This window comes from Streptomyces sp. NPDC000151, from assembly GCF_040301705.1.
Taxonomy (GTDB): Bacteria; Actinomycetota; Actinomycetes; order Streptomycetales; family Streptomycetaceae; genus Streptomyces.
This window is the reverse complement of the sequence record NZ_JBEPFC010000003.1, coordinates 15,204-41,836: the sequence shown is the minus strand read 5'-3', so window position 1 is coordinate 41,836 and position 26,633 is coordinate 15,204. Positions and strand designations below refer to the sequence as shown.

General features: G+C 72.5%; 24 protein-coding genes. 13 read left to right on the top strand and 11 right to left on the bottom strand.

The window, feature by feature from the left end:
* Window positions 1-12: 12 nt before the first annotated feature.
* The 3 genes from ABT381_RS01970 to ABT381_RS01960 form a co-directional block, all read right to left on the bottom strand.
* Complete coding sequence (locus ABT381_RS01970) at window positions 13-1,377, bottom strand: aldehyde dehydrogenase family protein (RefSeq protein WP_351586560.1); 1,365 nt, start codon at window positions 1,375-1,377, stop codon at window positions 13-15.
* A gap of 97 nt (window positions 1,378-1,474) precedes the next feature.
* Window positions 1,475-2,170, bottom strand: coding sequence for a type 1 glutamine amidotransferase domain-containing protein (locus ABT381_RS01965; protein ID WP_351586558.1), 696 nt, complete (start codon window positions 2,168-2,170; stop codon window positions 1,475-1,477).
* A 126-nt stretch (window positions 2,171-2,296) separates the two neighbouring features.
* Window positions 2,297-3,667: an MFS transporter gene (locus ABT381_RS01960; protein WP_351586556.1), complete on the bottom strand. Its 1,371-nt coding sequence runs from the start codon at window positions 3,665-3,667 to the stop codon at window positions 2,297-2,299.
* 236 nt (window positions 3,668-3,903) lie between these two features.
* On the opposite strand from ABT381_RS01960, the gene ABT381_RS01955 reads away from it, so the two are divergent.
* The 3 genes from ABT381_RS01955 (at window position 3,904) to ABT381_RS01945 (ending at window position 7,300) form a co-directional block, all read left to right on the top strand.
* A complete protein-coding gene (locus tag ABT381_RS01955) occupies window positions 3,904-4,446 on the top strand; it encodes a DinB family protein (protein ID WP_351586554.1) in 543 nt (180 codons plus the stop codon).
* A gap of 145 nt (window positions 4,447-4,591) precedes the next feature.
* Entirely contained in the window at window positions 4,592-5,224 is a 633-nt protein-coding gene (locus ABT381_RS01950) for a histidine phosphatase family protein (protein WP_351586552.1), read from the top strand.
* 192 nt (window positions 5,225-5,416) lie between these two features.
* Window positions 5,417-7,300 (top strand): SNIPE associated domain-containing protein, encoded by a 1,884-nt coding sequence (locus ABT381_RS01945; protein WP_351586550.1) that lies wholly within the window; start codon window positions 5,417-5,419, stop codon window positions 7,298-7,300.
* A gap of 36 nt (window positions 7,301-7,336) precedes the next feature.
* Here the strand turns inward: ABT381_RS01945 and ABT381_RS01940 are convergent, their stop codons facing one another.
* Window positions 7,337-7,510 (bottom strand): hypothetical protein, encoded by a 174-nt coding sequence (locus tag ABT381_RS01940; RefSeq protein WP_351586548.1) that lies wholly within the window; start codon window positions 7,508-7,510, stop codon window positions 7,337-7,339.
* Window positions 7,511-7,727: 217 nt separating this feature from the next.
* Between ABT381_RS01940 and ABT381_RS01935 the strand changes: the two genes are divergently transcribed.
* Both ABT381_RS01935 and ABT381_RS01930 read left to right on the top strand, forming a co-directional pair.
* Window positions 7,728-7,922: a hypothetical protein gene (locus ABT381_RS01935; protein WP_351586713.1), complete on the top strand. Its 195-nt coding sequence runs from the start codon at window positions 7,728-7,730 to the stop codon at window positions 7,920-7,922.
* A gap of 40 nt (window positions 7,923-7,962) precedes the next feature.
* Window positions 7,963-9,561 (top strand): hypothetical protein, encoded by a 1,599-nt coding sequence (locus ABT381_RS01930; protein WP_351586546.1) that lies wholly within the window; start codon window positions 7,963-7,965, stop codon window positions 9,559-9,561.
* 142 nt (window positions 9,562-9,703) lie between these two features.
* On the opposite strand, the gene ABT381_RS01925 is transcribed toward ABT381_RS01930, so the two are convergent.
* On the bottom strand, window positions 9,704-11,209 hold the full coding sequence (locus ABT381_RS01925) for an SCO1417 family PLP biosynthesis transcription factor (RefSeq protein ID WP_351586544.1): 1,506 nt from the start codon (window positions 11,207-11,209) through the stop codon (window positions 9,704-9,706).
* Between the two features lie 222 nt (window positions 11,210-11,431).
* On the opposite strand from ABT381_RS01925, the gene yczE reads away from it, so the two are divergent.
* The 4 genes from yczE to ABT381_RS01905 all read left to right on the top strand — a co-directional run bounded on the left by yczE (window position 11,432) and on the right by ABT381_RS01905 (window position 15,056).
* Window positions 11,432-12,085 (top strand): membrane protein YczE, encoded by a 654-nt coding sequence (yczE, locus tag ABT381_RS01920; protein ID WP_351586542.1) that lies wholly within the window; start codon window positions 11,432-11,434, stop codon window positions 12,083-12,085.
* A 111-nt stretch (window positions 12,086-12,196) separates the two neighbouring features.
* Window positions 12,197-12,997 carry a glycerophosphodiester phosphodiesterase family protein gene (locus ABT381_RS01915; RefSeq protein WP_351586540.1) on the top strand — a complete coding sequence of 267 codons (801 nt, stop codon included), beginning with the start codon at window positions 12,197-12,199 and terminating at the stop codon, window positions 12,995-12,997.
* 65 nt (window positions 12,998-13,062) lie between these two features.
* The gene (locus ABT381_RS01910) at window positions 13,063-14,421 is read left to right on the top strand and encodes an MFS transporter (RefSeq protein ID WP_351586538.1); all 1,359 of its coding nucleotides are present in this window, start codon (window positions 13,063-13,065) and stop codon (window positions 14,419-14,421) included.
* Window positions 14,422-14,678: 257 nt separating this feature from the next.
* A complete protein-coding gene (locus tag ABT381_RS01905) occupies window positions 14,679-15,056 on the top strand; it encodes an RNA polymerase-binding protein RbpA (protein WP_351586536.1) in 378 nt (125 codons plus the stop codon).
* Between the two features lie 81 nt (window positions 15,057-15,137).
* Here ABT381_RS01905 and fxsA read toward each other — a convergent pair whose 3' ends face one another.
* The 5 genes from fxsA to ABT381_RS01880 form a co-directional block, all read right to left on the bottom strand.
* Entirely contained in the window at window positions 15,138-15,704 is a 567-nt protein-coding gene (gene fxsA, locus ABT381_RS01900; protein WP_351586534.1) for an FxsA family membrane protein, read from the bottom strand.
* A gap of 166 nt (window positions 15,705-15,870) precedes the next feature.
* On the bottom strand, window positions 15,871-16,650 hold the full coding sequence (locus tag ABT381_RS01895; protein WP_351586532.1) for a polyprenol monophosphomannose synthase: 780 nt from the start codon (window positions 16,648-16,650) through the stop codon (window positions 15,871-15,873).
* Window positions 16,647-18,359: an apolipoprotein N-acyltransferase gene (lnt, locus tag ABT381_RS01890; protein WP_467753670.1), complete on the bottom strand. Its 1,713-nt coding sequence runs from the start codon at window positions 18,357-18,359 to the stop codon at window positions 16,647-16,649. The genes ABT381_RS01895 and lnt overlap by 4 nt, the downstream gene beginning before the upstream one ends.
* A 590-nt stretch (window positions 18,360-18,949) precedes the next feature.
* Window positions 18,950-20,590, bottom strand: coding sequence for an amidohydrolase (locus ABT381_RS01885; protein ID WP_351586530.1), 1,641 nt, complete (start codon window positions 20,588-20,590; stop codon window positions 18,950-18,952).
* 121 nt (window positions 20,591-20,711) lie between these two features.
* Window positions 20,712-21,152 carry an Lrp/AsnC family transcriptional regulator gene (locus ABT381_RS01880; RefSeq protein ID WP_030608595.1) on the bottom strand — a complete coding sequence of 147 codons (441 nt, stop codon included), beginning with the start codon at window positions 21,150-21,152 and terminating at the stop codon, window positions 20,712-20,714.
* Between the two features lie 207 nt (window positions 21,153-21,359).
* On the opposite strand from ABT381_RS01880, the gene ABT381_RS01875 reads away from it, so the two are divergent.
* Window positions 21,360-21,782 carry a hypothetical protein gene (locus ABT381_RS01875; RefSeq protein WP_351586528.1) on the top strand — a complete coding sequence of 141 codons (423 nt, stop codon included), beginning with the start codon at window positions 21,360-21,362 and terminating at the stop codon, window positions 21,780-21,782.
* Between the two features lie 167 nt (window positions 21,783-21,949).
* On the opposite strand, the gene ABT381_RS01870 is transcribed toward ABT381_RS01875, so the two are convergent.
* Window positions 21,950-23,122, bottom strand: a complete 1,173-nt coding sequence (locus ABT381_RS01870) for an acyl-CoA dehydrogenase family protein (RefSeq protein ID WP_351586526.1) — start codon at window positions 23,120-23,122, stop codon at window positions 21,950-21,952.
* Window positions 23,123-23,467: 345 nt separating this feature from the next.
* Between ABT381_RS01870 and ABT381_RS01865 the strand changes: the two genes are divergently transcribed.
* The 3 genes from ABT381_RS01865 (at window position 23,468) to ABT381_RS01855 (ending at window position 26,507) form a co-directional block, all read left to right on the top strand.
* On the top strand, window positions 23,468-24,751 hold the full coding sequence (locus tag ABT381_RS01865) for a glycoside hydrolase family 18 protein (RefSeq protein ID WP_351586524.1): 1,284 nt from the start codon (window positions 23,468-23,470) through the stop codon (window positions 24,749-24,751).
* A 290-nt stretch (window positions 24,752-25,041) separates the two neighbouring features.
* Entirely contained in the window at window positions 25,042-25,551 is a 510-nt protein-coding gene (locus tag ABT381_RS01860) for a DUF6230 family protein (RefSeq protein WP_467753896.1), read from the top strand.
* Window positions 25,542-26,507 carry a DUF6114 domain-containing protein gene (locus ABT381_RS01855; protein ID WP_351586520.1) on the top strand — a complete coding sequence of 322 codons (966 nt, stop codon included), beginning with the start codon at window positions 25,542-25,544 and terminating at the stop codon, window positions 26,505-26,507. The genes ABT381_RS01860 and ABT381_RS01855 overlap by 10 nt, the downstream gene beginning before the upstream one ends.
* Window positions 26,508-26,633 lie beyond the last annotated feature (126 nt).

The following is a 26,633-nucleotide window of genomic DNA, read 5'->3' as shown; positions in this document are numbered from 1 at the left end:
GCCGTTACGCCCTTACGCCAGCGGTACGTCCAGGATCGCCTTCCGGTGGCTGAACGTGGCGATGGAGTGCGGGCCGTGGTAGGCGCCCATCCCGCTCTCGCCGACGCCGCCGAAGGGCAGGTCGGGGACGCGGAGGTGGGCCATCGGCATACCGAAGCCGAGGCCGCCCGAGGAGGTCTCGGTGGCGAGCCGGCGGCGCGTGGCCTCGTTCTCGGTGAAGCCGTAGAGGGCCAGCGGCTTGTCCCGGTCGTTGATGAACGCGATCGCCTCGTCCAGGTCCGCGACCTCGACGATCGGCAGCACCGGGCCGAAGATCTCCTCCTGCATGACCGGCGCCTGGGGGCTCACGTCGGCCAGTACGGTCGGCGCGAGGTACTTGCGCGCGCGGTCGTGGCCGCCGCCGGTGACGGTGCGGCCGGAGTCGAGCAGGCCGGTCAGCCGGTCGAAGTGGCGGTGGTTGATGATCCGGCCGTACGCGGGCGAGGCCGCCGGGTCGGGTCCGTACAGCTCCTCGACGGCCTCGGCGAGCGCGACTTGGAGGGCCTTGGAGGTCTCCGGGTCGGTCAGGACGTAGTCGGGGGCCACGCACGTCTGGCCGGCGTTCTGGAACTTGGCGCGGGCCAGCCGCTGTGCCGTGCGCGTCACGTCCGCGTCCCGGTCCACGAACGCCGGTGACTTGCCGCCCAGTTCGAGCGTCACCGGCGTGAGGTGCTCGGCGGCGGCGCGCATGACGATCCGGCCGACCGTGCCGTTGCCGGTGTAGAAGATGTGGTCGAAGCGCTGGGCGAGGAGTGCGGTGGTCTCCGGTACGCCGCCCTCGACGACGGCGACCGCGTCGGTGTCCAGGTACTCCGGCAGCAGCCGGGCCAGCAGCGCCGAGGTCGCCGGGGCCAGCTCGCTGGGCTTGGCGACGACGGTGTTGCCCGCCGCGAGCGCGCCCGCGAGCGGGACGAGCAGCAGCTGCGCGGGGTAGTTCCAGGGCGCGATGACCAGGACGACGCCGAGCGGGTCGTACCGGGTGCCCGCCGAGCTGCCGGCGGGGAAGCCCTCGGCGGACAGCGCGACCGGCGTGGGCCGCAGCCACTCCTCCAGGTGCTCCAGGGTGTGGTCGATCTCCCGGATCGGGAAGTCCACCTCGGCGCCGAACGCCTCCGCCTCGCTCTTGCCCAGGTCCGCATGGAGGGCGGCGGCGAGGTCCGCGCGGTGTTCGGTGAGCAGCGTACGGAGCTTCCAGAGCTGCTGCGCTCGCCACTCCAGGGAACGGGTGCGGCCGCCGCGGAAGGTGGCACGCAGCCGGGCGACGAGGTCGGCGGGGGCCTCGGCGGTCCCGGCGGCTGCTGCGGGGGCTTCGGCGGAGGTGGCGGGTGAGCCGGTCATGCGGTGCTCGATTCGTTCAGGGTGGTGCGTGCGATCGACCATGCACAGCGTCGGCGCGGAAGGATTCATTCCGCGCCGGGTCGGAAAAGGGGCCCGGTCAGCCCAGTGCCTTGACCATCTCCGCGGCGAGCGGGCCGGAGGAGGCCGGGTTCTGGCCGGTGACGAGGTTGCGGTCGGTGCGGACGTACGGCGCCCACGGCTCGCCCTCGCGGAAGTCCGTGCCGAGCTCCACCAGGCGATCCTGGAGCAGCCACGGCGCCTTATCGGCGAAGCCGGCCTGCTGCTCCTCGGCGTTGGTGAAGGCGGTGAGGCGGTACCCGGCGAACGGCGAGGCGCCGTCGGGGCCGCGGGTGGCCAGCAGCGCGGCCGGGCCGTGGCAGACGAGGCCCAGCGGCCTGCCCGAGGCCAGCGCGTCGGTCAGTACCCGGCCCGAGTCCTCGTTCGTGGCGAGGTCCTCCATCGGGCCGTGGCCGCCGGGGTAGAAGACGGCCGCGTAGCCGGCCACGTCGACCTGCTCCAGCTTGACCGGGCTGCGCAGCGGGTCCATCGACTGGAGCGCGGCGGCGACCGCGTCCGCGCCCTCCTGGCCGCCGTTGACCTCCGGGGCCAGGCTGGCCGGGTCCAGTGTGGGCAGCACGCCGCCGGGCGTGGCGACCACGACCTCGTGGCCGGCCTCGGTGAACGCCCGGTACGGGGCCACCACCTCTTCGCCCCAGAAGCCGGTGGGGTGCCGGGTGCCGTCGGCCAGCGTCCAGTGGTCGGCGCCGGTCAGCACGAAAAGGATCTTCGCCATGTCGGTCCTCCGGGTCCTTCGGTTCCTTCGGTTCCGCGCGGTTCACGTGGTGCCCCTGAACGTAACGGCTGTACGCGGCGGAGGCGGCCTACCGCGCCGGGGCCCGCATTCCCGGCGTGCCGCGCGCTATGCCTTCTCCAGCCGGTCGGGGTGCGGCGCGGGCGCGGCGTCCGCCGGGGGCGGGGCGAGCGGCTCGGTCACGGGTTCGGGAAGCGCGGGCCGGTTCCCCGCCTCCCGGGCCGGTTTCCGGTCCGTGCCGCCCTCCGCCTCCCGGTCCATCTCCCGCCACTCGTGGCGCAGCCCCGCCAGGTTGGTGGCGAGGAAGTACGCCGCGCCGCTCACCGCGAGGACCGGTACCAGCCCCGCCCAGACCACCGCCGCGCCGGCCAGCAGGCCGCCGAGCGGGATGCCCGCCCAGGCCAGCGAGTCGCCCAGCGCACCGACCCGGCCGAGGAGGCGGCGCGGTATCCGCTCCCAGATGACCGCGCCCAGGATCGGGTTGAGGAAGCCGGAACCGAAGCCGGAGAGCGCGTACACCGTCACCACCGCCCACACCGGTACGTCCACCGCCAGGATCACGAACTGGGGCGCGCCGGCGATCAGGAAGCCGGCGAAGAAGACCAGCCGGCGGCGCATCCGGTGCGCGACGACCGCGGCGACCAGGCTGCCGGCCACCGCCGTGAGGCCCGCCGCGCTCACCGTCAGGCCGATCGCGGACGGCCCGTGGCCGGACTCCTTGGCCCAGATCGGCATCAGCACGGAGTTGCGGGCCGCGTCGAGAAAGTTGGTGAAGCCGACGGTGCAGATGATGATGAGCAGCAGCGGCTGGCCGCGCAGGTAGGAGAAGCCCTCGGCGAACCGGCGCCAGTACCCCGCTTCGGCTCCGGCGGCGTCCCCGCCGTGCGCCGTGCCCGTACCGTCGTCCGCGCCGCCCATCCCGCGCGGCAGTGCCAGGCCGACGAGGACCGATCCGAGGGCGAAGGTCGCCGCGTTGACGAGCAGGCCGGCCAGCGGCCCGAGTACGGCGACCACTACGCCGCCCACGCCGGGGCCCACCGTGGCGGCCAGCCGCTCGACCACGCCGAGCAGGCCGGTGGCCCGCTCGATGGGCATCGCCGAGCGGGCAGCGGCCTCCGGGATCATGACCTCTTTGGCCAGGTCGCCGGGGCCGCGGGCGCCGCCGATCACCGCGACCATGACGAGCAGCAGCCAGAAGTCCAGCAGGCCCAGGGCGTGCAGCGCCGGCACCGCGGCGACCACCCCCGCGCTGACCACGTCCGCCGTCCAGGAGATCACCCGGGCTCCCGCCCGGTCGACCAGCGGCCCGGTCAGCGCCTTGATCAGGACGTACGGCGCCATCTCGCAGAACGCGACCAGGCCGGTCTGTGCCGCGCTGCCGGTGGTGACCAGGACGAACCAGGGCAGCGCGATCGCCGACACCCGCGTGCCGGCCTGGGAGACGGCGGCCGCCGCCAGCAGCCCGGCCAGCGGTCGCATTCGCGTCCGGCCGGCCGACCATCTGCCGCTGCGGCCGCCTCCGGTCCGTCTGCTCCCGTCGGCCCGCTCCCCCATGGGTCCGCTCACGCCGCCCGCCCCCGTTCCGTCCGCGCGCCGTCGCGCGCCCGCGCCAGTACCTGTGGATGTATTTCGTTCCTATACCGCCCGATGTGCTCGCGCGGCAGTGCTCGCTCCCCGCGTAATCCGTCGCGCGGGCGGTACGGCAGACTCCCTCCATGACCGAACTTCAGCCCGAACCCACAGCGCCCGCCGACCTGCCGGCCCCGATGCGCGTCCGCACCGGCGGCGAACGCGAAGTACTGGAAGCGTTCCTGGACTTCCACCGCTCGACGCTCCGGGGGAAGGTGCGCGGCCTGGCCGACGCCGCGGCGCGCCGCCGGCTCGTCCCTTCGGAGACCACCCTCGCGGGGCTGGTCAAGCACCTGACCGTGGTGGAGCGGGCCTGGTTCCCCGACCTGCTGTCGGGTCCGGCGTCGCCCGCGGGGGACGCGAAAGCGCCGGGTGAGCACGACGGCGGCTGGGAGCTGGAGCCCGAGGAGTCGCTCGACGGGCTGCTGGCGGCGTACGACGCGGCGTGCGCGGAGTCGCGCGCGGTGGCCGCCTCGTTCCCCCTGGACCACGTCGTGCCCCATCCGCAGATCGGCGAGATCTCCCTGCGCTGGGTCTATGTCCACCTCATCGAGGAGACCGCCCGGCACGTCGGCCACGCCGACATCCTCCGCGAGCAGACGGACGGCGCGACGGGCGTCATGGCATAAGTACTGGCTCAGGCGGGGCAGCACCGGATGTCCGGTAGCCTGAAATTGCTTGCATAGCCCACATACGTACGTGCCGTACGGGCGGCGCGCCGGTACGGACACGCGCCGTACGGGACGCCGCCCGCGTCCCGACCGGAGTTCTCCCATGCGCCTGCTGCTGATCCGTCACGGTCAGACCCCGTCCAACGTCGGCCACCTGCTGGACACCACAGCGCCGGGGCCCGGTCTGACCGAGCTGGGCGAGCAGCAGGCGGCCGCGCTCCCGGAGCGGCTGGCCGACGAGAAGATCGACGCGCTCTACGCCTCCACCCTCGTGCGCACGCAGCTGACCGCGGCACCGCTCGCCGAGACCCGCGGCCTGGACGTGGTGATCCGCGACGGCGTCCGCGAGATCGCCGCGGGCGAGCTGGAGATGCGCGGCGACGCGGCCTCGAACGACCAGTACCAGCGCGTGGCGTTCTCCTGGCCTGCGGGCAAGCCGGAGCTGCGGATGCCGGGCGGCGAGAACGGCGTGGAGATGCTGGCGCGTTACGACGCGGTGATCGAGGAGATCGCCGCTTCCGGCGCCGAGACGGCCGCCGTGGTGAGCCACGGCGCGGCGATCCGTACCTGGTCGGCGGCGCGCGCCCACAATCTGGACGCCGACTTCGCCATCGCCCACCCCCTCCCCAACACCGCGGTCGTCACCCTGGAGGGCTCCCCCACCACCGGCTGGACGGCCCTCACCTGGTCGGACATCGACATCCCGGCGACGACCAGCCCCGACCTGGCTGGCTGAGCCTCGACCGCGCCCGACCAAACGGGCACAGTCAGGAATATGCCGACGGAACATACTCATGGCCGGAAATCATCTTCCCAGCTCCGGCCGGGCGGGGTCCGATACTGCGCATGCCCTGTGTGTCTGTGCGGTCGCGTGCGATGCCTGTAGCACGCAGGGTGCAGCCGGTCACCCTAGTGAAAAGTGAATGCCATGCACCAGCGTCCCGATGTCGATGCCGCGCTCACCCGCCTGCAGGGCGCCACGGACGCCGTGCAGCGTGAGCTGTGGGCCCTGCCGCAGGTGCTGCACGACGGTGAGGCCGTCGAGCTCCTCGCCGTGGGGGCATGCGACGGCACCGACGGCATCTTGGCGGTCACTACGTCGCGAGCCTTCTTCCTGAGCGAGACCACGGGCAGCCGACTGCTGCGTGACCTGCCGTACCAAGCTCTGATGGGACTCCGCTGGGAACCGGGGATGATGCGGGGCGGCTTGCACATCGACGTGTGGTCGGCGCCTCCGGTGACCGTCACGGGCATCGACCGACGGGACGGCGACGAAGTCGCGGCACGGTTACGCCAGTGGGTGGAGCACGTACGCGGCGGCGGGCCGACTGCCGCTGCATCGCCCGTCCAGACTCCGGCTCGGCCGGCCCCAGCCCCGTCGGCACCCCCGCCCGCGCAGCCGGGTTCCGGGCACTCCGTGGGCGGCGTCTTCGGGCGCCGTCGCCGCCAAGCTGAATCCGATGCCGCGCGGCTGACCGAGCAACTGGCCGGCATGCAGGCAGGTGCCGCCGCACTGCATGCGGACAACGAAGTCCTGCGACAACAACTTGCGCAGGTGATGGGCCTGGATTCGGCACAGATCCTTGCGGAACAGCAGCGGTTGCGACGTGCGCACGAAGGACTTCTGGACGACATCGCACGGTCGGAAGCGGTACTGGACTCCAAGATCGAAGCGGCTGCCGACAGGGCGGAGGCCGAGCTCACCGGAGCTCGGCAGCGACAGGCCGAGCTGGCGCGTGACATCGCCGCGGCGGAGGCCCGGCTCACACAACTCCGGCAGTCGGTCGTCGAGACCGAGGAGAACGCATTGCTGCAGGAGGCCGGGATCTACGAGTTCCGGCACCGGCTCGCGGATGCCGTGGCATACAAGGCCGAACTGACTTCGCTCAAGGACCGCTACAAGATTCTGGCGAAGAACGGCAATGCCGTGCTGGGGTCGGTGAACTGGCAGGTCAACGGCTCACTGCAGGCCGGGCGCAAGATGGTGAAGGATTTCTCCACACTCATGCTGCGCGCCTACAACGCGGAGGCGGATGCGGCTGTACGCACCATGCGACCGCATCGGCTCACCGCTGCCGTCGACCGGCTGGACAAGTCCCGGGCCGCCATTGCCCGGCTGGGCGCCACCATGCAGATCCGGGTAACGGACGAGTACCACGGCCTGCGTGTACGCGAATTGGAGCTGACGGCCGACCACCTGGAGCAGCAGGAACGAGAGAAGGAGCACCGGCGGGAACTGCGCGAGGCGCAGCGCGAGGAAGAGAAGCTGCAGCGCGAGATCCAGCGGGAGCGGGAACGACTGGAGAAGGAGCGCCGCCACTACGAGAGTGCGCTTGCGCGGCTGCGCGCCTCGACAGGGGTGGCCGACGCCACCTCCATCGCAGAGCTGGAGGCCAGGCTGGCCGAGGTCGACGCCGCCACCGAGGCGGTCGACCACCGGGAAGCCAATGTCCGGGCGGGCTATGTGTACGTGATCTCCAACGTCGGTGCGTTCGGTGACCGGACGGTCAAGATCGGCCTGACCCGCCGACTGGATCCGATGGACCGGGTCAACGAGCTCGGCGACGCGTCCGTGCCGTTCCGGTTCGATGTCCATGCGCTGATCTTCAGTGAGGACGCGGTGGGGCTGGAGCGGCGGCTCCACCAGGAGTTTGAGGATCGTCGCGTGAACCGCGTGAACACCCGCAGGGAATTCTTCCGGGTGCGACCTACGGAGGTACGGGAGGCACTCGGGCGGCTGGCGGGGCAGCACCTGCTGGAGTTCCGCGAGGAGGCGGAAGCCCTGGAGTGGCGCGCGAGCGGGACGCCCTGAGCGCCGCCGCCGGACACGGCCCGTGAAACCCACCCGTCAGTCGAACAGGCTGCTGAACACCCACAGCACCAGTGCCCAGCTTCCGATGAGGGCCGCGGCGCCGAGGAGGAAGGCGACCCACGCGGAGGGGGGCAGGCGTTCCGGGAGGACCGGCTTCGGAGGGACGACCGGGCAGCACTTCGAGCAGTGCGGTCGCACGGTGACGGCCATGGCGCACACACTCCTGCGGACCGAAGTGCCGCACAAGGGGCGCGACCGGCATCTACGGCGCTTGTAGGCACACTCCGGGGCAGATTGCGCTACGACGGGGCCCGATTGGGCGGTTTCAACGATAAATCACCCATTTGCGGCTTTGCCGGGCTTGATACGGGCTGTGAGGCTGGAAGAACTCATGGTGACCGTCCCCACCACCCAGGAGAGAACCCCCATGGTCCTGTCCATCTCCGGCGTTGTCCTGCTCGGCGTCATCATGTTCCTGTTCTTCCGCAAGGACGGATTGAAGGTCTCCCACGCCGTCGTCTGCGCGCTGTTCGGCTTCTACCTCGCGGGCACCGCCATCGCCCCGGGCATCAAGGCCGGCGGCGCGAGCCTCGCGGGCCTGCTCAAGGGGCTCTCGCTCTGAGAGTCCCGCCGAGTCGTCACGCTTCCCCAGGAGACCTTCCGTGCCCCGGCGTCCACTGCCCAGCATCCTGAGCAACACCGCTCCCCTCGCCCGCGGCCGCGACTTCGCGCGGACCGCGGCCGACAGCGCCTCCGACGTGTTCCACCCGCTGCTCGTCATCGGCCGCGGCCTGCGCCGACTGCTCTCGGCCGGCCGGCAGCGGTGGTCGGCGACGCCGCAGGAGCGCCGCGGCCCGCTGCTGGCCACGACGGCCGTGTGCCTGGCGTCGCTGGCGCTCGTGCCGTACGGACCGCTGCTCGGCCTCATCTCGGTGATGGCGGCGGCGGCCTGGGCGGGCCGGGAGCGGACGCCCGCCGACGCCGGGCCGACCGAGGCCGAGACCGGCCGGCTGCGCGCCCTGTACGAGGCGCTGGTGCCGTACTTGAGCTTCGAGGGCGACCCGAACCCGCTGTACGTCCACGACGGCGACTGGGCCACCGCCTTCCCCGAGTACGAGTTCGACGAGGACGGGCGGCTCGCACGGCTGCGCCTGAAGTACCCGGTGTACTTCACCGATGCCGAGCCCCAGTCCCGGGCCCGCATCGAACAGGTGCTGCTCGCCAAGTCGGGGCGCGGCCGGGAGTACCACTTCGCGTGGGACCAGGAGGGCAACCAGCTCGTCCTGACCGTGCTGCCCGCGCTGCCGACCGACATCGCGGCCCAGCGGTTCGTGACCACACCGGGCGAGACCGTGCTCGGCTTCACCGACGCGGGCGCGGTCCAGCGCACCGTACCGGTGGCGGGCGCGGCCGAGGAGGCGGAGCCGCGGGACGTGCCGCCGGTGGTCTGGCGGACCGGGCCGCGCTCCACCGAGTCGCACCTGCTGGCCCTCGGCCGCCCCGGGAGCGGCACCACGACCCTGCTGCGGTCCGTCGCCCTGCAGGCGCTCTGCCACGGCGATGTGCTGGTGATCGACGGCAGCGGGACCGGCGAATTCGCCTTCCTGCTGGGGCGGCCCGGCGTGCTCGGCGTGGAGTGCGGGCTGACCAGCGCGCTGGCCACGCTGGAGTGGGCGGCGCACGAGACGGAGCGGCGGCTGATCGCCGCGAACCGCGCGCGGCAGGCCGGGCTGCCGGTCCCCGACGACATCCGGCAGCCGCTGTGGGTCCTCGTCGACCGGCCGAGCGCGCTGACCCACCTCGCCGCCGCCGAGGGCCGCGAGGACCCGCAGCGCCTCCTCCAGGTGCCGCTGCGCCACGGGCGCGCGGCGAGCGTCACCGTGGCCGTCGCCGACCAGTTCGAGAGTGCGGAGCTGCTGAGCGAGCCGGTACGCGCCCACACCCGGGCGCGCGTCGTGCTCGGGCCCGCCGGCCCGGAGGACGTGCGCGCCGTCCTGGGCGCGCCACCGGAGACCACGCCCGCCGACCAGGTCCCGCCGGGGCGCGGCTACGCCCGGCTCGGCTCGGGCCCGGTCCTCCGTCTCCAAGTGCCCGCCACGCCCGACCCGTTCGACGACGCGACGAGCGAGTACCACCGGCAGGCGGTACTGGCGCTGCTGCCGGAGCGCACGGCGCTCGGCTCCGTGCCCGCGGCCGCCGCCCCGCCCGCCGACAACGCGGACTTCGGGTACCGGGCCGGCACCGCCTCGGGGGCGGTGTGACCGACCGCCCTCACGGGCCTCTGTTCTCCGGGCGGCCACCGGTGACGCGCTCTGCCGGCGGCCGCCCGGATCCTTCTTCCGGGACCGGTGTCAGGCCTGGCAGTCCGTGTCAGGCCTGACAGGCCACGAACAAGTGCAGCTGTCAGGCCACGAACGAGTGCAGTGTGTCGCTGTCCTGGGACCGGCCCGTGGCGATGAGGTGGGCGGCGCCTGCCAGCCGGGAGGCGGCCTGGTCGGCGACCGCGCCGCTGACCGTGAACGGGAGCCGCACGAAGCCCTCGAAGGCGCCGTCCACGCCGAAGCGCGGCCCCGACGGCACCCGTACGCCCAGCCGCTCCCCCGCCTCCGCGATGCGCGAGCCGGACAGGCCACCCGTGCGCGCCCAGAGGGTGAGGCCGCCGCTGGGGACGCTGAACTCCCAGTCGGGCAGGTGGCGTCGGACCGCGTCGACGATCGCGTCCCTGTTCTCGCGCGCCTGTTCCCGCCGGATGGCGACCGCCTCTTCCCAACCGCCGCCGTCCAGCAGCGTGGTGATGGCGAGCTGTTCGAGGACCGGGGAGCCGAGGTCGGCGTAGGCGCGGGCGGCGACCAGGCTGCGGATGATGTCCGGGGCCGCACGCACCCAACCGATGCGCATACCGGCCCAGAACGCCTTGCTCGCCGAACCCACGGTGATCACCGAGCTGCCCGACGGGTCGAACGAGCAGACCGAGGGCGGCACTTCGACACCCGGGTCGAGACACAGCTCGGCCATCGTCTCGTCGACGACCAGGACCGTACCGGCCGAGCGGGCCGCCGCGACCAGTCCGCGCCGCTGCTCCTCCGTGGCGAGCGAGCCGGTGGGATTGTGGAAGTCGGCGACGACGTACGCCATACGGGGCGCGGCGTCCCGCATCACCTGGCGCCAGGCCGGGATGTCCCAGCCGCCGAGCCGCTCGGCCAGCGCCACCGGGACGAGCCGGGCCCCGGCGTCCCGCATCAGCTGCAGGATGTTCGCGTACGAGGGCGAGTCGACGGCCACCCGCTCCCCGGGCCGGGTGATCAGGCGGCAGATCGCGGCCACCGCGCCCATCGCGCCCGTGGTCACCATGATCTGCTCGGGCATGGTGGGGATGCCGCGGGCCGTGTAGCGGTCGGCGAGGGCCTGGCGCAGCGCGGGCAGCCCGGCCGGGTAGTCGCCGTGCGTGTGGGCGTACAGGGGCAGGTCCGCCATGACGCCCTGCACGGAGCGGGTGAGCCAGGGCTCGGGCGCGGGCAGCGCCGCGCAGCCCAGGTCGATCATCGAGCCGGCGGCCTCCGGGGGCAGCGGCTCCAGGCCCCGGGTGGGCAGCGGGTTGCCGGCCGGCACGGCCGTCCAGCTGCCCGAGCCGCGCCGGGACTCCAGGAAGCCCTCGGCGCGCAGCGCTTCGTAGGCGGCGGCGACGGTGGTCCTGCTGACCGACAGCGCGGCGGCCAGCTCGCGCTCGGCGGGCAGCCGGGCGGCCACCGGGACCCGCCCTTCGAGCACTAGAAGGCGGACGCCGTCGGCGAGGGTCCGGTACGCGGGGATGCGACGGCCGCCGACCGCCGCCGAGGCAGCGCGGTCGTCCTGCGACCGCACCAGGCGGGCGAGTTGGGCCGCACCCACCGCTGAAGTCCACTGCGCCATCTCGACCAGTCCACCTTTCCGCGATTGGCCATGGAACCCGGCCGCCAGCCCGCCACAGGCTGACCTCGTACAGTCCAATTCTGCCAGGAGGGGAAAGCATTGTCTGCAAAGGGGTCAGCAAAGGGGTCCACGGAGGAACCCGCTGAGGGGTCCGCGAAAGAGCGCCATCTGCCGCGCCGACTGATCCAGCTCTACGTGGGTCTCGTGCTGTACGGCGTGAGCATGGGGCTGATGGTACGCGCGGACCTCGGCCTGGAGCCGTGGAGCGTGCTGAACCAGGGCATCGCGGAACACACCGGCCTGACGATCGGCACGGTCACGATCGTCTCCGGCGCGCTGATCCTGCTGCTGTGGATCCCGCTGCGGCAGCGCGTGGGCCTGGGCACGGTCTCGAACGTCATCGTGCTGGGCCTGGTGATGGACGCGACGATGGCCCTGGTGCCCGCGTCCCCGTCGTTCTGGGTGCGCGTCCCGATGCTGGCCGGTGCGGTCGCCCTCAATGGCGCGGCGACCGGCCTGTACATCTCCGCGCGCTTCGGCCCGGGGCCGCGGGACGGGCTGATGACCGGGCTGCATCTGCGCACCGGCCGTCCCATCCGTCTCGTCCGTACCTGCATCGAGATCACCGTACTGGCCGCGGGCTTCGCGCTCGGCGGCTCGGTCGGCGTGGGCACGGTCGTGTACGCGCTGGCCATCGGGCCGATGGCGCAGTTCTTCCTGCGGCTCTTCGCGATCAAGGGACTGGACGAGGCGTCCCGGGTGGTCACCGGGAAGTCCGCACCGGTCGCCGGGACGTCCGCGCCGGTCGCCGGGGCGTCCGCACCACAGGAGCAGTCGGCGGCGGCACCGGAGGCGGTCGCGGGCTGCGACTCCTGAGCAGCGCCGGCCCTCGGGGCCCGGGGCCGCCGCACCTCTAGGGCCAGCGCCGCACCTCTGGGGGCCGGACCCCGCTCCCCCGCCATACGGAGCGCCCGCCATACTGCCCGCGTGACCGTCCTGCGCCCGCGCCCCCGCCACCCGTACCTCGACCACCCGGCGCCGCTCGCCTTCGCCCACCGGGGCGGGGCTGCGGACGGCCTGGAGAACACCGCGCTCGCCTTCCGCCGCGCCGTCGAGCGCGGCTACCGCTATCTGGAGACCGATGTGCACGCCACGTCGGACGGCCGCCTGGTGGCGTTCCACGACGCCACCCTGGACCGGGTCACCGACGGCAGCGGCCGCATCGGGGCGCTGCCCTGGCGGGCCGTGCGGCAGGCCAGGGTGGCGGGCCGGGAGCCGCTGCCGCTCTTCGAGGAACTTCTGGAGGAGTTCCCGGAGGCCCGCTGGAACGTGGACGTGAAGGCCGAGGCGGCGCTGCGCCCGTTGCTGGCGCTGCTGCGCCGTACGGGCGCGTGGGACCGGGTGTGCGTCGGTTCGTTCTCCGAGGCGCGGGCCGGGCGGGCGCAGCAGCTCGCGGGCGGCCGGCTGGCCACCTCACTGGGCACCCGCGGGGTGGCGGGGCTGCGGCTGCGCTCCTACGGGCGGAGCCTGCCGCTGGACCGGTTGCTGGGCGCAGCGGTACGGCGCAGCGCGGTGTGCGTACAGGTACCGGAGCGGCACGCGGGCCTACGGGTGGTGGACCGGCTCTTCCTGCGGGCGGCCCGGCAACTGGGCCTCCAGGTGCATGTCTGGACCGTGAACGACGCCGCGCGGATGGCCGATCTCCTGGATCTAGGTGTAGATGGCATCATGACCGATCACATAGACACGCTGCGGGATGTGCTGACCGCGCGGGGCGCCTGGACCTGACCTGACCACGGGCGCCGTACCGCGACCGCTCCCGCCGCCGTGACGGGGAGCGCGAGGGGGAACCTGTGGGTGTCGACATCGCCGTGGAAGCGGCCGAGCCGAGGGACGCGGCCGACCGGCGGCGCGAGCAGCGCGGCTGGTACTGGTACGACTGGGCCAACAGCGTCTACTCGACGACCGTCCTGACGGTCTTCCTCGGGCCGTATCTGACGGCCGTGGCGAAGGCGGCGGCCGACGCGCACGGATTCGTCCACCCGCTGGGCATCCCGGTGCGGGCCGGGTCGTTCTACGCGTACTCGGTGTCGGCCTCGCTGCTGCTGTCGGTGCTGGCGATGCCGCTGGCGGCGGCCGTCGCCGACCGCACAGGGCGCAAGAAGCCGCTGCTGGGCGGGTGCGCGTACGGAGGCGCAGCGGCGACGACGGGGATGCTCTTCCTGGGCGGCGACCGCTATCTGCTCGGTGGTGCGCTGCTGATCGTCGCGAACGTGTCGTTCGTCGTGTCGATGATGCTCTACAACTCCTACCTGCCGCAGATCTCGACCCCCGAGGAGCGGGACGCGGTGTCCTCACGGGGCTGGGCATTCGGTTACGCGGCGGGCGCGCTGGTCCTGGTGGCCAACCTGGTCCTGTACGCGGGCCACGCCTCCTTCGGGATCTCGCAGGAGAACGCCATCCGGATCTGTCTGGCGTCGGCGGGCCTGTGGTGGGCGGTGTTCACGCTCGTCCCGCTGCGCCGGCTCCGGGACCGCCGCCCGGTCCGTACGGCCGCGTCCCCGGCCCCCGGAGGCGGCCTGCGGCAGCTCCGGGAGACGCTGCGCGACCTGCGCCGGTACCCGCTGACGCTGGCCTTCCTGCTGGCGTACCTGGTCTACAACGACGGGGTACAAACGGTGATCACCCAGGCGTCGGTGTTCGGCTCGGAGGAGCTGGGCCTGGACCAGACGACGCTGATCGTCGCGGTGCTGCTGGTGCAGGCGCTGGCGGCGGCGGGCGCGGTGCTGATGGGCCGGCTGGCCCGGCGGCACGGCGCCAAACGGACGATTCTGGCGTCGCTGGTGGCGTGGACGGCGGTGATCGTCGCGGGGTACTTCCTGCCCGCGCACGCGCCCGTGTGGTTCTTCTGTCTGGCCGTGGCGATCGGGCTGGTGCTGGGCGGCAGTCAGGCGCTCTCGCGGTCGCTGTACTCGCACCTGATCCCGCACGGAAAAGAGGCCGAATACTTCGCCGCGTACGAGATCAGCGACCGGGGGGTGAGCTGGCTGGGGCCGCTGGTTTTCGGTATCGCCTACCAGATGACGGGCAGCTACCGTGACGCGATCGCCTCGCTGGCGGCGTTCTTCTTGATCGGTTTTGTCCTGCTTGCCCGTGTGCCCGTGCGGCGTGCCGCGACGGCGGCCGGAAACCGCACCCCCGACCTGATTTAGGCAAGTGGGGCGCGGGCCGGTAGTGTACGCCTTTGGCTCACCAGGCGGACCGTTACTGCGCGCTGAACTTCGGACAGCGCCGGGTGACATCTGCTGCCAGATGTGACAAACCGGGCGTTGGTGGGTACAAGAAGGGGCGGCACGACGGGCGACCTGGGTCCCCATTACGGGAATCTTCACCGCCGACCGGACGTTGACCGGATGACGACGACAGCGACACCTGTCCTGTGGGCGACAAAGCCCGGGAGGCACGATTCATGAGTGAGCGAGCTCTTCGCGGCACGCGACTTGTGGTGACCAGCTACGAGGCCGACCGCGGCATCGACCTGGCCCCGCGCCAGGCGGTGGAGTACGCATGCGAGAAGGGACATCGCTTTGAGATGCCCTTCTCGGTAGAGGCCGAGATTCCGTCGGAGTGGGAGTGCAAGGTTTGCGGCGCTCCCGCACTTCTGGTGGATGGCGATGGCCCTGAGGAGAAGAAGGGCAAGCCCGCGCGTACGCACTGGGACATGCTCATGGAGCGGCGCACCCGCGAGGAGCTCGAGGAGGTGCTGGCCGAGAGGCTGGCCGTCCTGCGCTCCGGCACCATGAACATCGCTGTGCACCCGCGCGACAGCAACAAGAAGTCCGCCTGACGACGGACCTCACGTCGAGGGCCGGTATCCCTGCTGCGGCAGGGGTACCGGCCCTCGTGGCGTTTCTCGGCGCGGTGTTTCTCAGCGGGGCAGCGGCGGGTCCTGCCGGGGCGGAGCCGGCGGCTCGTCGTCGCGGATGACCTCGCCCTGGACGACCTTGCCGTCCGGAGCGCGCATACGCGCCTGCTGGAAGGCGTCGCCGAAGGAGCCGGGGGTGTGACGCACCTGGCGGGCCAGCAGGCGCTCCACGCGCCGCTGGAGGAGTTTCCGGGTCGGCGGGAAGAGGCACAGCAGCCCCGCCGCGTCCGAGACCAGCCCGGGGCACATCAGGAGCAGGCCGCCGAGCATCGGGAGCATGTTGCCGCCGCCGGCCTCCGGGGCCGGCTTCGCGGGGTCGGCGCCGGGCTGCTGGAAGGCGCCCGCCAGGTTCTGCCAGGCGCGCCGGCCCGCCCGCTTGATGACGTAACCGCCGATCACCACACCGGCCACCAGCAGGAGAAAGACCGTCAGTCCGCCCGCTGCCTGCCCGACCAGGGTGAGCAGCCAGATCTCCAGGACGATCCACACGGCGATGCCGAGCGGCACCAGGCGGCGGGCGCGGGAGCGCTGGGGCGGACGGGAACGCGGTGGGGTGTCAGCGGACGTCATGCTTCAAGTGTGCCTGGCGCCGCGGCGTTCGCGATGTCCCCCTCGCCGTGGGCAGGGCCCCTCCCTCTCCCCGACCAGTGGGTGGGGCCCCCTCCCCCGCCACCACCGCACACCCCCAAGCTAGCCCCACCCTCCGACCGTCCCCCCAGTTATCCACAGGCTCTCTTCACCCGCTCTTCTTCCCCCGCAGCTTGTCCAGCCGGGAGCCGACGCCCCAGGCCGTCACGCGCCACAGGGCCTCCACGACGATGTCGCGGTTCATCTTGCTGTCGCCCCGCTCCCGTTCGACGAAGGTGATGGGCACCTCGACGACGTGGTAGCCGGCCTCGACAGCCCGCCGGGCCAGGTCGACCTGGAAGCAGTACCCCTGCGAGGCGACCTCCTCCAGACCCAGCCCCTGCAGCGTCTCCTTGCGGAAGGCCCGGAAGCCGCCGGTGACGTCCCGGATCGGCACGTCCAGCAGCAGCCGGGAGTACGTGCTGCCGCCGCGGGAGAGGAACTCGCGGTACTTGGGCCAGTTCACCACCCGGCCGCCGGGCATCCAGCGCGAGCCGAGCACGAGGTCGGCGCCCTTCAGCGCGGTCAGCAGCCGGGGCAGTTCCTCGGGCTGGTGGGAGCCGTCGGCGTCCATCTCCACCAGGACGTCGTAGCCGTGCTCGATGCCCCAGCGGAAGCCCGCGAGGTAGGCGGCGCCCAGGCCCTCCTTGCCCTTGCGGTGCAGGACGTGCACGTGGTCGTCGCCCGCGGCCAGTTCGTCGGCGAGCTTGCCCGTGCCGTCCGGGCTGTTGTCGTCGGCGACCAGTACGTGCGCGTCGGGCACCCCGGCGCGTACCCGCTCGACGACCGGCTTGATGTTCTCCGCCTCGTTGTACGTCGGAATGATCACCAAGATGTCGCCCAGCGGTCCGTACTGCCGCCGCCCGTCGCCCTGTCCGCCGTCTGTCACTGCTGCCCCTTCTCGTCCTTCGTACGCCCGCGCCGGCCGAGCACGAAGGCGGCAGCGCAGGACAGAAGGCCCACCATAGCGATCACCCATTCAGGAGACGCGCCGACGCGGTCGGCGACGGTCTTTTCCTCCCGCAGCGGAAGGCTCGCGCTGACCACGCCCCGGGTGAATTCGGGGATGCGGTGGGTGACTTCGCCGTCCGGGGCGACGACGGCGCTGATGCCGCTGGTGGCGGCGGTGACGACGGCGCGGCCGTGCTCGACGGCGCGCAGCCGGGACATCGCGAGCTGCTGCTCGGGCTGGCCGGTGCGCCCGTAGGTGGCGTTGTTGGTCTGCACGATGAGGGCGCGGGCCCCGGCGTTCACGGTGTCGTGCACGATCTCGTCGTACGCCACCTCGAAGCAGATGACGTCGCCGAGCTTTGCCCCGGCCATGTTCATCACGCCGGTGTGGTCGCCGGGGTAGAAGTCGCGCGGCACCCGCTGGAGCCGCGTGATGACCTGGCTCAGCTCCTTGCGGAAGGGCACGTACTCGCCGAACGGCACCGGGTGCTGCTTGGTGTACGAGGCGCCGGGGCCGGTCTTCGGGTCCCAGAGGATGCCCTCGTTGAAGACGTAGCCGGGCTTGGTCGGGTGGTCCACGAGGGCGCCGACGAGCACGGGGACGCCGATGGCCCGTACCGCCTCCTGGATACGGTCGTACGCCTGCGGGTACTGGAACGGGTCCAGGTCGGAGGAGTTCTCCGGCCAGATGACCAGGTCGGGCTTCTTCGCCCGGCCGGCCTTGATGTCGGCGGCCAGCTTCTCGGTGGCCGTGGCGTGGTTGTCCAGGATCTGCATCGGGCGGCCGAGGAAGTCCATGCCGGGCTGCTGGACGTTGCCCTGCACGACGGCGATGTCCAGGTGGTCGGTGGCCTTGGTCGGTACCGGCACGGCGTACCCGGCGACGGTGACGGCCGCGGCCAGCCCGAAGGCTTCCAGTGCCGGGATCGCCCGGCGCAGCCGCGTACCGCCGCCATCGGCCTTCCTGCGCAGACCCCACACGGTCACGGCGACCGCGGCGAGCAGCGTGCCGCTGAGCGCGACGGCGAAGGTCACCAGGGGCGCGCCGCCGAGCGCGGCGAGCGGGGTGTAGGGCGAGTCGGTGTTGGCGAAGGCGAGGCGGCCCCAGGGGAAGCCCCCGAAGGGCAGCCGGTCGCGGGCCCACTCCTGGGCCACCCACAGGCAGGCCGCCCACAGGGGCCACGCCTTCAGGCGCGAGGTGACCGCCAGTCCGGCGCCGAGCAGCGCCACGAAGACGGCCTCGGCGAAGGAGAGGCCGACCACGGCGTCCCAGCCGACCACGTGCAGCCACTTCAGCAGCAGGAAGAAGAACGGCCAGCCGAACACGAGGCCGGTCCAGGCCGCCTGACGTGCCGTACGGCCGCGGGTGAGCAGGCCGAGTCCCGCCACGGCCAGGATCGACAGCGGCCAGAAGTCGTACGGCGGGAAGGCCAGTCCGAGTGCGAGTCCGGCGAGGACCGCGAGCACCGTGCGGGGCGTCTCGCGGCGCACGAGGGCGGCGAGGCGGCGCAGGCGTCCGGGGCGGCGGCCCGCGGCGGCGGGCGCCTCGGTGGCCACGGGGCCGCCGTCGGCGGCGGGGCCGTCCCCGCCAGGGCCCTGGGCAGGGCCTGGCACGGTTTCGGCGGTGGTTTCGGAGCCCGATGGCACGGTCGCGGCCTTCCTGCAGGTCGTGCGGTGGTGAGCCGACGGTACAACGGGGCGCGTGCGCGCGGGACGCCGGTGACCGGTACGGATACGCGCGGTCGCGCTCGGTGAGGGCGAGGCGGTGCCGCGTACGAAGAGAGCGCCTCGTTGCGAGGCGGGGTGCGGGTGGGGCGGTGATCCGCGGGGTGCGGATCGGGGCCCGGCGCCCTTCGGGCCGACCTGGGGCCCGCTGGCTGCGGGTCGACCGAGAGCCGTTGTCTACTGAGCGTCCGGGCCCCACCCGGGTCGCACCCGCCGACCTGCCGAAACCTGAACCGTCGCTTCCGTGCCGCAGGGGTGGACCTGGCTCCCAGTTGTGGTGTGCCGTGCGGCGCACCACCCCATGGCCCAGCTGCGTTCGACGACTGCGCGGTGGCCTGCCGGTCGGACGTCCTTGTGGTGGACTCGGCCGAACCTACCGGCCGCCGACGGGCTCCTGTCAACATCCGTTCTACCTGCGTCGTTTTTGCGTTCAACCAGGTCAGTGCCGAACTGCCGCAGGTAGGGCGAGTACGCGCCGGGCACGTCGCCCGGCGGCACCCGTCATGGGAGGTTCACTCGTTCGGCCGCTGGAAGACCGTCCGGCCGCCGACGACGGTCCGCAGGCAGCGCGGCAGCTCCCGGCCGGGGGTGAGGTCGGGCAGGCCGGGTGTGCCGGAGCGGGGGTCGGTGGACCAGCGCTGGACGCGCTCGTCGGGGGCCTGGACGAGCAGCTCGCCGGTGTGCCAGACCGCGTAGTCGGCGGGCGCGCCCGGCACGAGAATGCCGGCTTCGTCGCGGCCGACGGCCCGCCAGCCGCCGCGGGTGTGGGCGGTGAACGCGGCGCGCGCGGAGATGCCGTGCTCGCGGGTGCGGTGGAAGACGGCGGCGCGGACCGTGCCCCAGGGGTCGAGCGGGGTGACGGGGCTGTCGGAGCCGAGCGCGAGCGGGACGCCGGCCTTGAGGAGCGCTGCGTACGGGTTGAGGGTGCGGGCCCGTTCGGCGCCGAGGCGGGTGGCGTACATGCCCTCCTCGCCGCCCCAGAGCGCGTCGAAGGCGGGCTGGACGGAGGCGGTCAGGGCGAGTTCGGCGAAGCCGGCGAGGGTGTCCGGGGTGAGCATCTCGCAGTGTTCGATGCGGTGCCGGGCGGCGCGTACCCGGTCCAGGCCGACCCGGTCGGCGGCTGCCCGTACGCCGTCGACCACGGCGGTGAGCCCGGCGTCGCCGATGGCGTGGAAGCCCGCCTGGAGGCCGGCTTCGGTGCAGGCGGCGACGTGCGCGGCGACGGTGTCGGCGTCGAGCAGCGCGTTGCCGGTGTGCGCGGCGTCGGCGTACGGGGTGCAGAGGTGGGCGGTGTGCGAGCCGAGCGAGCCGTCGGCGAACAGGTCGCCCGCGGCGCCGACGGCGCCGAGCTCCCTGATCCGCTCCGCTTCCTTTGCGGTGGTGACGAGCTCGCCCCAGTAGCCGACGACGCGCGGGCCGTCGCCGGCGGCGGCGCGGGCGAGCAGCGCGGTCAGGTCGTCCTCGCCGGAGATCTCGGGCCCCGCGCATTCGTGGACGGTGCCGATGCCGAGGGACGCGGCGTGCGCGAGCGCGGCGGCCTGTGCGGCGGCGCGCTGGGCCGGGGTGACGGTGTCGTACGCGGCCTGCCGGACGGCGTGGTGGGCGTCGCCGGTGAGCGGTCCAGCGGGGTCGAATCCGGCGCGTTCGCGCAGGCCGGGGACGAGGTCCTGGAGGGCGGTGGTGACGACGGCGGAGTGCACGTCGATGCGGCTGAGGTAGAGCGGGCGGCCGCCGGTGGCCTCGTCCAGTTCGGCGCGGGAGGGCGGGCGGCCCTCGGGCCAGGCGGTGGCGTCCCAGCCGTGGCCGAGCAGCACGCGGTCGGCGGCGCGGGCGGCGGCGAAGGAGCGGATGCGGTCCAGGGCGCCGGAGAGGGAGTGGGTGTCGCTGAGGTCGAGGCCGGTGAGCGCGAGCCCGGTGGCGGTGGTGTGCACATGTGCGTCAGTGAACGCGGGGGTCACGAGCGCGCCGTCGAGGTCGATGACCTCGTCGACCCCGTCGGCGAAGGAGTCGGCGGCGCCCTCCGAGCCGACCCAGGCGACCGAGCCGCCCTCGACGACCATGGCGGTGGCGAAGGGGTCGGCCGGGCTGTGGACCTCGCCGCGGCGCAGCAGGACGGTGCGGTCGGGGGCCGGTGCGGGGGTGCGTTCGCTCATACCGGACAGTTTCGCCCCTGCGCGTGCCCGGCGGACGCGCGGGGTGGGTGTGGCGTGACCGGCATCCGGACAGGCGCCGCCCGGGGGCGCGCCCGCATCCGTACGGGCGCGCCGCCGCGCGTCAGATGCGGGGCGGCCGGGCCTCGTACGGCGTGGACAGCACCACGGTCGTGCGCGTCGAGACGCCGGCCAGGGTGCGGATGCGGGTGAGCAGGTGTTCCAGGTCCAGCGGCGCGGCCACCCGGACCTTGAGGATGTAGTTCTCGTCGCCCGCGACGCTGTGGCATGCCTCCAGTTCGGGGACCTCGGCCAGCCGCTCGGCGATGTCGTCCGGGGCGCTGGGGTCGAAGGGTTTGACCGAGATGAAGGCGGTCAGCGGCAGCCCCACCGCCTCGGGGTCGACGATGGCGGCATAGCCGCGGATCACGCCGCGCTGCTCCAGTCTGCGCACGCGCTGATGCACCGCCGAGGTGGACAGGCCAGTGGCCTTGCCCAGGTCGGTGTAGCTCATCCGCCCGTCCTTGACGAGCAGATCCACGATTTGTCGGTCCAGCTCCTCCACACGATCAACCTACTGTGCCGGGGCGCTGCGGCGCAGCTCGCGCCGGATCGTGGACACCGTGCGCCCCCTGTGTGACGAACACCACACCCCTCACTCCGTGTCCGGCCGGAAGCCAAGATTATGCAGTCGAGAGGCAGGGAAATGCTCGTGATGGTCGAGGCCGCCCAACACAGGACGATGGCGGTACTCGCAGCCCACCCGAGGGGGATGGACATCATGCGACGCCCGAAGCAGGAATCCACGCTGGAGAACACCGCCGCCCAGGAGGGCGACAGTTTCCGCGACGACGCCTTCGACGAATTCGACGCCTTCGACACCGTCGAGCTCTACCGCGTCAGCTGCCCGGACTGCGGGCAGCCGATCGCGCTGCTCGCCGACGAGGACACGCTGCCCGAGCACGCGGTCTGCTCCTCGCCCTGGAACCCCTTCGGCCTGACGGTCTGCCAGGGTTCCGGCCGGGGTGTGGCCGAGACGGCCTCCGCCGATGACGAGCTGGCTCCCCAGGAGCAGGACAGCGGCATGCTCCTGACGCTCCCGGAGGGCCTGAACTGGCGCACTCAGCCGTTCTCCCACGTGGGCGGCCCCGGCTCCCGCCCGGTGCGCGTCCCCCTGATGCGCCGGCACCGCTGACGCGCCCGCGGAGCGCTCTCCGCGACATCACCGTCCGCGACGTCACCGTGCGAGTGAGCCGCCCGACTCACTCGCACCCTTTTGCCGCGACGTGACGCATCCGCCTTGTGCAGTCCCGTTTTTGACGTGCCGTCAGCGGGACTCCTGGCCTGTGACCGGGCCTGTGATCAGCGGGACTCCGGGCCCGCGAGGTGCCGGGCGATGACCATCCGCTGGATCTGGTTGGTGCCCTCCACGATCTGCAGGACCTTGGCCTCGCGCATGTAGCGCTCGGCCGGGAAGTCCGCGGTGTAGCCGTACCCTCCGAGCAGCTGGACCGCGTCGGTCGTGACGCGCATCGCGGCATCCGAGCAGAAGAGCTTGGCCATGGCCGCCTCCTTGGTGAAGGGGCGGCCCTCGTCCCGCAGCCGGGCCGCGGTGAGGTAGAGCGACCGCCCGGCGCTCACCTGCGTGGCCATGTCGGCGAGCATGAAGCGCAGCCCCTGGAAGTCGGCGAGCGGGCGCCCGAACTGACGGCGCGCCACGACGTACGCCAGCGCCTCGTCGAGGGCCGCCTGCGCCACGCCCACGGCGCACGCGGCGATGCCCAGCCGCCCGGAGTCCAGCGCGTCGAGCGCGATGGCGAAGCCCTGGCCCTCCTCGCCGATCCGGCGCGCGTCCCCGATCCGTACGCCGTCGAAGTGCAGTTGCGCCGTGGGCGAGCCCTTCATGCCCATCTTGCGCTCGGGCGGCGCGGCGCTCAGCCCCTCGGCGTCGCCGGGGACCAGGAAGGCCGTGATGCCGTGCGAGCCCGCTCCCCCGGTGCGGGAGAGGACGGTGCAGAAGTCGGCGATGCCGCCGTGCGTGGTCCACGCCTTCGTACCGTTCAGCACCCACGTCTCGCCGTCCCGCGTGGCGCGGGTGGTCAGGGACGCGGCGTCCGACCCGGATGCGGGCTCGGAGAGGCAGTACGCGCCGAGCAGGCCGCCGCCGAGCATCGCGGGCAGGTGCTCGGCGCGCTGCTCCTTCGTGCCGTACGAGGCGAGCGCGTGGCAGGCCAGGGTGTGGACGCTGACGCCGAGGCCGACGGTGAGCCGGGCGGCGGCCAGCTCTTCGAGGACCTGGAGGTAGACCTCGTACGGCTGGCCGCCACCGCCGAACTCCTCGGCGTACACCAGGCCGAGCAGGCCCGACTCGGAGAGCAGGGTGAAGAGCTCGCGGGGGAACCGGCCCGCCTCCTCCTCCGCGGCGGCCGCGGGCGCGATCTCGCGGGCCGCCAGGTCGCGTACGAGCGTCATCAGCTGGCGGGCTTCGTCGGTGGGCAGCCTGCGGTCCACGGGCCTCGGTCCGTACTCGGTCATGGCGGCGCTTTCCTCCCTGTAGGGCACTGCGGCGGAGCACCGCTCGGGTGGCGCGGCGCGACCGGTCCCCACTGCCGCGATGATCCCTCTCCGGGTCGCGGAAGGCGATGACCTGCGGCGGTGGCGCAGGAAGTATGCCCAATACGGCGGCGCCCTTCACCCCTTGATCGGCTTCTCCCGATGGTCGTCGGTCCGTCGGCGGGTGTTCAGCAAATTGGTCCAAACCATTGACCCAGTTGGTCTAGTCCTTCTACGTTCTCCCCCGACGCTCCACGCGTTCGGCGCCACTGCGGACGCAGGTCACAGCACTTCCCCCTCGATGGACCCCCACTCCGAGGAGCAACCATGCTCAGACCGCACAAGAAGCGCCTCCACCACGGATTCGCGGCCGTGGCCGCGGCCCTGTGCACGGCCGCGATGGGCGCCGGCGCGCTCACCGGGACCGCCGCGGCCGCCCCCGCCCCCGCCTCCGCCAAGACCGCCGCCGCACAGCCCGCATCGGTCGGCGCCGGGACCACGGCGGCCGGCGACAAGGTCGTCGGGTACTTCACCAACTGGGGTGTCTACCAGCGCAATTACCACGTCAAGAACATCGAGACCTCCGGCTCGGCGAACAAGCTGACGCACATCAACTACGCCTTCGGCAACGTCACGGGCGGCAAGTGCGCGATAGGTGACGCGTACGCCGACTACGACAAGGCGTACACCGCCGACCAGAGCGTCGACGGCAAGGCCGACACCTGGGACAACGGGGCGCTGCGCGGCAACTTCAACCAACTGCGCAAGCTCAAGGCGCTGCACCCGAACCTCAAGGTGATCTGGTCCTTCGGCGGCTGGACCTGGTCCGGCGGGTTCGCCGAGGCGGCCAAGAACCCGGCGGCGTTCGCGCAGTCCTGTTACGACCTGGTCGAGGACAAGCGCTGGGCGGACGTCTTCGACGGCATCGACATCGACTGGGAGTACCCCAACGCCTGCGGCCTGACCTGCGACACCAGCGGCCGGACCGCCTTCACGAACGTGATGAAGGCGCTGCGCGCGAAGTTCGGCGGCAGCAATCTGGTGACCGCGGCGATCACCGCGGACGCCTCGTCCGGCGGCAAGATCGACGCCACCGACTACGCGGGCGCCGCGCAGTACGTCGACTGGTACAACCCCATGACGTACGACTACTTCGGCGCCTGGGACGCCAAGGGTCCGACGGCCCCGCACTCGCCGCTGACCTCGTACAACGGCATACCGAAGGCCGGCTTCAACACCGCCGACACGACCAAGAAGCTCAAGGGTCTCGGCATCCCGGCCAACAAGCTGCTGCTGGGCATCGGGTTCTACGGGCGCGGCTGGAGCGGCGTCACGCAGGACGCACCGGGCGGCACGGCGACCGGCGCGGCACCGGGCAAGTACGAGGCGGGCATCGAGGACTACAAGGACCTCAAGGGCCGCTGCCCGGCGACCGGCAAGGTCGGCGGCACCGCGTACGCCAAGTGCGGTGACCAGTGGTGGAGTTACGACACTCCGGAGACCATCGGCACGAAGATGGCCTTCAAGAACGAGCAGGGCATGGGCGGCACGTTCTTCTGGGAGCTCAGCGGGGACACCGCGAACGGCGAGCTGATCAAGGCGATCAAGTAGGACCCATCGAGTGAGTGGTGCGTGGGGCGGGGGGCCGTGGCCTCCCGCCCCACGTTCGTGCAGCACTGTTGACGCGTAGTCAACAACGGTCCTAATCTCTCGTCAGCTACCTTCGTTACCGCAAGTAACCGCACGTCAGCGCTGTGACCGAACGCCATGACCGAGCGCTCCCCAGGGAGGAAGCAGTGGGCAGGAATCAGCGGGCCGTACCGGAAGGCCGCACGTCCTGGAGGAAGAGCGCGGTCGTGGCCGTGCCGGCGGTACTGGCCGTCGGCGCGCTGGCGACCGTAATGGCGCAGGGCGTGCTCGCCGCGTCGTTCGCCGTCTCCGGCACCAACTTCCAGGTCACCTCGGGCAAGTTGACCAGCGACGGGCTGGCCTCGTACGTGCACACCGACCGTTCCACCGACGGCACCGGCCATCCCGTGGCCCTGCTCGGCATCGGCAGGGCACACCTCTCCGACATCTGCCAGTCGGCGCAGGTCAGTACGCCGGTGGGGCCGGTGGTCTTCAAGCTCACCGCGGGCGGGAAGGCGGGCCCGGTCACCGCGGACAGCCTCGTCATCGACGGCGAGGACCTGGTCGGTGACGCGCGCTTCGGGACGGCGCAGATCGGCCGGGACGCCTCGACGCTGGACGAAGTACCGGGCGTCCGCGGCCCGAAGGGCAAGTTCGGGCTGCAGGCCGGTGACATCGAGGTCGCGGGCGTGAAGTCGCACGCCTGGTCGGCCACCGGCGGGAACTTCCGCCTCAAGGGCCTGAAGCTGGGCGTCAGCCTGGGCGGCGAGAAGTGCTTCTGAAGGCGCGGTTCCGCGGGTGGCGGCGGACCCGGCCGTTCTGGGCCGGGCTGCTGCTGATACTGGGCGGCGCCGAGCTGCTGCTCGTCCCGCTCTCCCCGCTCGGCGTGCTGGTCAGCCTGGGGCTCGGCGGGCTCGCGGCGCTCGGCATCGGGCTGGCGCTGATCGTGGCCGGGGTGTTCCTGTGGTGCACCCCGGCCGCGCGGCACTACGTGAGCGTCAACGCGCTGATCCTGTCCGTGATCTCCTTCGCGGCCACCAACCTCGGCGGCTTCCTGGTCGGCATGGGGCTGGGCATCGCGGGCGCGGCGATGGGCTTCGGCTGGACGCCGGTACTGGACGAGGCGGTGGCGGCGGAGGATGCGACTGCGGAAGCGGAGGCGGGCGCCGCTCCCCCGCCCGGCCGCACAGCCACCGACCGTACAGGCCCCGGCCGCACAGGCCCCCGTACGGCCCTCGCCGTGGCCTTGCCCGTCGCCCTCCTCGCCGCGCTCGGGACGCCCGCCACCGAGGCCCGGGCGGCCGGCGCCGGCATCCCCGCCCCCGCCGCCGTCCCCACCGTCACGACCAGTCGTTTCGCCCCCAAGGGCTTCACGCTCGCCGGGGTCGAGGACGTGCCCACCGCGCGCGGCCCGGTCCGGGCAATGGTGCTGAGGATGAAGGCCGCGTCCCTCACCGACTACCGTCTGCTCACCCGCGACGGCAGCGACGAGCTGGGGCTGGGCGCGAAGTCGCTGGATCTGAGCGGCGACGTCACGCTCTATCTGACGAAGTTCCGCGGCTGTGTGGAAGGGGTGCTCTGCCTGACCTTCACCCCGGACCGGCTGCCCGTGCCGCCGCTGGTCCCGCCCTTCGTCTACATGACCGACGTCTCCGCCGAGCAGGCGCTGGTCACCTCGGACCTGATCGTCGCCGACGGCCTGCGGCTGCGCGCGGACGGCCCCGCCGGGCATTGGTGAGGCCCCGCACACGGGGGATGATGCGGGGCCTCACTCGGTACAACGGGCCGAGGGCATGAGAGGTTCCCCGTTCCGCGAGAATTTCGTGGAAAAATCTATGGAGCGCCGGTCAGGGGTCCCCGAGGC